This window comes from Planktothrix sp. FACHB-1355 (assembly GCF_014748295.1).
In the GTDB taxonomy this organism is placed as follows: domain Bacteria; phylum Cyanobacteriota; class Cyanobacteriia; order Cyanobacteriales; family Aerosakkonemataceae; genus Aerosakkonema; species Aerosakkonema funiforme_A.
This window is the reverse complement of the sequence record NZ_JACJUP010000367.1, coordinates 1-5531: the sequence shown is the minus strand read 5'-3', so window position 1 is coordinate 5531 and position 5531 is coordinate 1. Positions and strand designations below refer to the sequence as shown.

Below are 5531 nucleotides of genomic sequence, written 5' to 3'. Positions count from 1 at the left end.
GCAACTGCTGTTCTCGAACGATTCGACAATTAATTCTAACGCGACGAATATTCCTGGGCCCGATATTCTGCAAAATCTCGCGAATTTGCGGCACTAAAGTGGATCGCTCGAGCTGTTCTGGGCTCTCAGCTTCGCATAGCATTTGCAATACGCCATTTTCGCGTATTGCTCTGGTTCTGACACCATTAGAAGCCAGCTTTTCATTCATTAGTTGAATAATCGCCGCAACGCTGCCAGAGCGAGCTTGTTTTGCGATTTGATCTGTCGGATCTACCATTTTGGTTTGCCAAATTGCGATAAGCCGATCCTGAAGTTTTGCTTAAATCTTAAATTTAAACTATTAGCTGACTATTCAGGATATTTTATCCAGGAATCTAGTAAAATATTGTGACCGATAGTATGCACCGATCGCAAAGATAGTATACAATCGCCCAGCAAGATACTCCAAAACGTAGGCTATCACCCCTGAATGTTTCTCAACGAATATATGCTTTACTCTGAAGATAGGAAAGCTATTAGGTGCAGCAACTAATGGGCACAAACGTGGAAGTGCTACCCTCTCAGACAGCCTTGCTAGAGCGATCGCTCCTACTGGTGGCAGACAAAATTAATACAGCAACAGCCTTGCGCGGCCAGTGTACGATCGCTCTTTCGGGCGGCAGCACACCTAAATCTCTGTATGAAGCAATAGCGAAGCAAAGCTTGCCTTGGGAGAAAGTACACGTATTTTGGGGTGATGAACGTTACGTGCCGCCAGAGCATCCCGACAGCAATCAAGGCATGGCTCGTCGAGCTTGGTTGGATAAAGTAGATATACCAGCTGCCAACATCCATCCTATGCCTACCGATGCCGCTGACCCAGCAGCAGACGCCCAAAAGTACGAACTGGAGGTGCGAGAGTTTTTTGGCAGTGCCCCAGGAGAATTTCCGGTATTTGATATCGTTTTATTGGGAATGGGGGATGATGGACATACCGCTTCCTTGTTTCCACACACAGATGTGCTGCAAGCTCGCGACCGTGCGATCGGAGTTGGGAATAAGGACGGTCAACCGCGCCTTACCTTCACAGCACCCCTGATTAACCAAGCCCGCTGTGTAATATTCATAGTGGCAGGTGCCAACAAACAATCTGCCTTAGCGCAGGTTTTTGCCCCTCAAGGCGACGATATGGCCTACCCATCCCGGCTGATCGAGCCAGTCGGAGAACTTTGGTGGCTACTAGATGAGTCTGCTGGTGGAAATTTGGGTCTGGCAACCTCACAGTCGCGATCGAATTATTAAGATCCGATCGGATAGCGCCACTTTCCCACTAAAACTCATCGAAGACAATCTCGACGGAAGAGAAAATTTCATGATTGTTTGCCCAAACTGCAATCACCAAAATCCAGACGGAGCGGTTCAGTGCGAAGCTTGTTACACACCGTTACCGGCCACAACCAATTGTCCTAACTGCGGTGCGACGGTGCAGACAGACGCCAGCTTCTGCGGTCAATGCGGCTTTAACTTGCAGGCAACTAATTCTGTCAAAGGAGAAGAACAGACAGCCGCCCCAGGTACGGTCGCGGCTGCGCCGACACAACAAGTGTCGGTACCGGATTTAATCGAACCAGATCCTTTAATAGAACCGTTACCTTTACAAATGAGTTCGCCAGCACCTGTTCCACAAAATCCCGGCATCGAAGCAACCGCTGGAGAAACTCCACCCGCGCCACCGCCAGCGGTCGGTAGCGAACAAGCTCAGGCTGCAAGTCCAGCCAAATCAGCACCATACCCCACTTCCCAAACTCGATTGCAGCAGCAAACAGCAAAGCTTCTGCACCTCCAAACTAAAACGGACATCGAGCTGCCCCAAAATTTACCTATAGTTCATATAGGTAAGCCCAACGATCAAATTCCCCCGGATATAGACGTTTCGGGTTTTCCAAATTCCGAGGTCGTTTCTCGCATTCACGCGGATATCCGGATCGAGGGAGATGCCTATTATATTGAAGATGTCGGGAGTTCTAACGGCACTTATATTAATCACACGCCCCTGCCGAGAGGCAACCGACACCGATTGCGATCGGGCGATCGCATCGCTCTCGGAAAAGGAGACCTGGTGACGTTTCTGTTTCAGATCTCCTAATCGATTCTAGTTATTGCATCCAAAATCAATTGACGCTGCCAATGTGATTACTTTAAACCTGCTGCATCCACTTCAGTCAATCCCGATTCAAAGTTGGACTTTTGATGAGGAATCGGTGATTCGGATTGGGAGAGCTACTGATAACGATGTCATCCTTTACAGTGCCGTAGTTTCACGGCATCATGTAGAGCTGCGACGTCACGGTTGTAACTGGGAAGTTGTGAATTTAGGTGCAAACGGTACCTACCTGGAAGGCAAACGCATTAACGAAGCTGCCATCAGAGATGGAGCCCTGATTCGTTTAGCTCGGTCTGGACCTCAAATTCAAGTATTACTGGGAACATCTAACACTAAAGAGGGGCAAAAAGAGGGACAAAAAAAGATTCCCGCGAAACAATCTCCTAATGAACCCAAACCTGACAAATCCAGAGACACTTTAATTCATCCCAGGTCGGAAGAGCGGGAGGACGCCACCCAACTTGACGCTTAATTTTTACAGTACTTGTCAGAGTTTGCAAATCACCAATTACTAATGTGTTTTTAAGTACAACGACAAATTACCTGTCTCAAAAGAGTAAATCGCACTCTCTAGCTGTGTGCAGTATAACAGCATACAATTGACTGCATCAATGATGTGGTGTGGAAATCATCACACAATTTTATCGCTATGCAGCTCAACGGCCCGCCGATCTATTCCCTAACCCTTAAAAATGCCATCAATCCCCACGCCCTGACCGTCGCTCCTCATACTTCCCTAGTAGAAGTTCTGCACCGAATGGCGAGGGTGAGAAGCAGCTGCCCCGTCAACGGAGAAAATGGGCTGCCGGAAGTTGAGGAGAACGGCGAATCTTCCCAACAAGAGAGGCTGAAGCGAGCTAGCTGTGTTTTGGTGATGGAAGCATCGCAGTTAGTAGGGATATTTACCGAACGAGATATTGTTAGACTTATTGCTGCCGGGATGGACTTAAAAAGTGTAAATGTGGCGGATGTAATGAGCCATCCAGTAGTTACACTTACTCAATCTGATGCTCAAGATATCTTCAGCGCTCTATCCATATTACGTCACCATCGCATTCGCCACTTGCCGATTTTAAGCCAGCAGGGTCAGTTGATAGGGATGTTGACACCAGGAAGCATTCGCGCATCGATGCAACCCGCCAATCTTCTAACACGATTGTGGTCTGTTGCAGACGTGATGACAACTCAAGTGATTCATGCACCATCGACTGCATCAGTATTGAATTTAGCTCAGTTGATGGCAGAGTATCGGGTCAGCTGTGTGGTGATTACCAGGATGGAGGAACAACGGCTGAATATTGAAAATAGCTTAACTCTACACTCCGGGGTGAGAACACCGTACTTTTTGGTGCCCGTTGGGATTGTCACTGAAGGAGATGTGGTGGAGTTTCAGGCATTGGAGCTGAATTTGTCTCAGTTGCAAGCGCAAGATGTTATGAGTACGCCGTTGTTTTGTTTGGGGCCAGATGAATCGCTGTGGGTGGCCCATCAGGAGATGCAGCGGCGACACGTGCGCCGCTTAGTTGTTGCTGGGAATCAGGGGGAGTTACTGGGAATCGTTTCCCAGACTAGCCTGCTGCAAGTGCTGGACCCCACGGAAATGTATGGCGTGATTGAGGCTTTACAGCAGGCGGTAGACGAACGCACCAGTGAATTAAGGCAAACTAATGAGCAATTGCAGAGGGAAATAACTTTTCGGGTCAAGGCGGAGGAGGAACTGCAAAAAGCTCACGATGATTTAAAAAGGCAAGTTGAGGAACGAACTGCGGAACTCCAGGCAGCTAATGCGCTTCTGAAAAAGGATATAGTGAAGCGCCAGCAGGTTGAGGAGGCTTTGCGTAAATCGGAAGCGCAATTAAGAGAACAGGCGAATCAGCTGGCTTTTGCCTTACACGAACTGCAACGCACGCAAGCACAACTGATTCAAACTGAAAAAATGTCTAGTTTGGGACAGCTGGTTGCCGGTGTGGCTCACGAAATTAATAATCCGGTCAGCTTTATCCACGGTAATTTGCCTTACGCCAGTCAATACGTGCGAGATTTGTTGCAATTGGTGTACCTGTACCAGCAGCACTATCCTCAGTCTATTCCGGCTATTCAAGCGCAGGCTGAGGCAATAGATTTGAATTTCTTGCTCGAAGATTTGCCTAAGCTGCTGGCTTCGATGCAGCTGGGGGCAGAACGCATCCGTCAGATTGTCTTGTCTCTGCGAAATTTCTCGCGGCTGGATCAAGCTGAGATGAAGCCGGTGGATTTGCATGAGGGAATTGATAGCACTCTACTGATTTTGCAAAATCGACTTAAGGTAAGGGCTGGTCATCCGGGTATTTTGGTGATTAAGGAGTACGGCGACTTACCACCGGTGGAGTGTTATGCCGGACAGATGAACCAGGTGTTTATGAATATATTGAGTAATGCTATTGATGCTGTAGATGAAAGCGAAAACTTGAAGCGCAGGCAGCAAATTCAGCAATATGTGGATGAAGTTGAACACCGTCTCGGTACGATCCGAATTCGTACTGAATTGCTGAATGCGGAGTGGGTGGCAATTCGGATTGCAGACAACGGGCCAGGAATATCAGAGACAGTACTTAGTAAATTATTCGATCCTTTTTATACGACTAAACCTCCTGGCAAAGGTACTGGTTTGGGCTTGTCTATTAGCTATCAGATTGTGGTTGAAAAACACGGAGGACAATTAAAGTGTTTTTCAACACTAGGCGATGGAACTGAGTTTGCGATCGAAATTCCGATTCGTCAGAAAAATAAATAAGTGTTAGCCAATAGGTGAGTGGTGGCAGTATAAACTTATGCTGGTTAGGGGGATGGGGGAATTGCGGAGGATTTTTTTAGTTGATATGCTGGAGATGAGCATCTAGCCATCTTAACATTTATACACGTATTTATTTGCATATCCAATAGCGGTGATTACCCTAACTCTGCTACATCCAAGCCAGTCTACCCCGGTTCAAAGTTGGACTTTTGGCGGCGAACCTTTAATTCGGATTGGTCGATCGAAAGATAATGACGTAGTGCTTTACAGCGCTGTGGTTTCCCGTAACCATGTGGAGCTGTGGAACAATGGTACTGATTGGGAGATTATTAGTTTTGGAGCTAATGGAACCTATGTAGATAACGAACCGATCACTCAGCGTCAGGTCGTAGATGGTATGATCTTTCGTTTGGGGAGTTCTGGGCCAAAAATTCAAGTTTTGCTGGGAAAAGGAGACCCAAATGCGATAATTAAAAAGACCCAGGAGGAGCGATCGCCATCGCCATCAGCGGATACGGAGGCATCGCCCAGGGAATCAGAGACTTACCTAACAACCCGCAGAATTATAGATTGAGATCGTGCCGATTGGCTTCATTCTTCAGATCGGAGGTAAAT

5 protein-coding genes and 1 pseudogene are annotated in these 5531 nt (G+C 47.4%); 5 read left to right on the top strand and 1 reads right to left on the bottom strand.

The window, feature by feature from the left end; genetic code table 11:
• Window positions 1–277: pseudogene (locus H6S82_RS16065) on the bottom strand (hypothetical protein); the annotation flags it as partial.
• A 254-nt stretch (window positions 278–531) separates the two neighbouring features.
• Between H6S82_RS16065 and pgl the strand changes: the two are divergent.
• The 5 genes from pgl to H6S82_RS16040 all read left to right on the top strand — a co-directional run bounded on the left by pgl (window position 532) and on the right by H6S82_RS16040 (window position 5490).
• Entirely contained in the window at window positions 532–1281 is a 750-nt protein-coding gene (pgl, locus tag H6S82_RS16060; RefSeq protein WP_190467435.1) for a 6-phosphogluconolactonase, read from the top strand.
• A gap of 70 nt (window positions 1282–1351) precedes the next feature.
• Window positions 1352–2125 carry an FHA domain-containing protein gene (locus tag H6S82_RS16055; RefSeq protein ID WP_190467438.1) on the top strand — a complete coding sequence of 258 codons (774 nt, stop codon included), beginning with the start codon at window positions 1352–1354 and terminating at the stop codon, window positions 2123–2125.
• A gap of 43 nt (window positions 2126–2168) precedes the next feature.
• Entirely contained in the window at window positions 2169–2615 is a 447-nt protein-coding gene (locus H6S82_RS16050; RefSeq protein ID WP_190467338.1) for an FHA domain-containing protein, read from the top strand.
• 177 nt (window positions 2616–2792) lie between these two features.
• On the top strand, window positions 2793–4916 hold the full coding sequence (locus H6S82_RS16045; protein ID WP_190467340.1) for a CBS domain-containing protein: 2124 nt from the start codon (window positions 2793–2795) through the stop codon (window positions 4914–4916).
• Between the two features lie 151 nt (window positions 4917–5067).
• Complete coding sequence (locus tag H6S82_RS16040) at window positions 5068–5490, top strand: FHA domain-containing protein (protein WP_190467343.1); 423 nt, start codon at window positions 5068–5070, stop codon at window positions 5488–5490.
• The last annotated feature ends 41 nt before the right edge of the window (window positions 5491–5531 follow it).

Excerpts from the sequence above, each read along its gene's own strand:
- pgl (WP_190467435.1), top strand. The coding sequence starts at position 532 with ATGGGCACAAACGTGGAAGTGCTACCCTCTCAGACAGCCTTGCTAGAG.
- H6S82_RS16055 (WP_190467438.1), top strand. The coding sequence starts at position 1,352 with ATGATTGTTTGCCCAAACTGCAATCACCAAAATCCAGACGGAGCGGTT.
- H6S82_RS16045 (WP_190467340.1), top strand. The coding sequence starts at position 2,793 with ATGCAGCTCAACGGCCCGCCGATCTATTCCCTAACCCTTAAAAATGCC.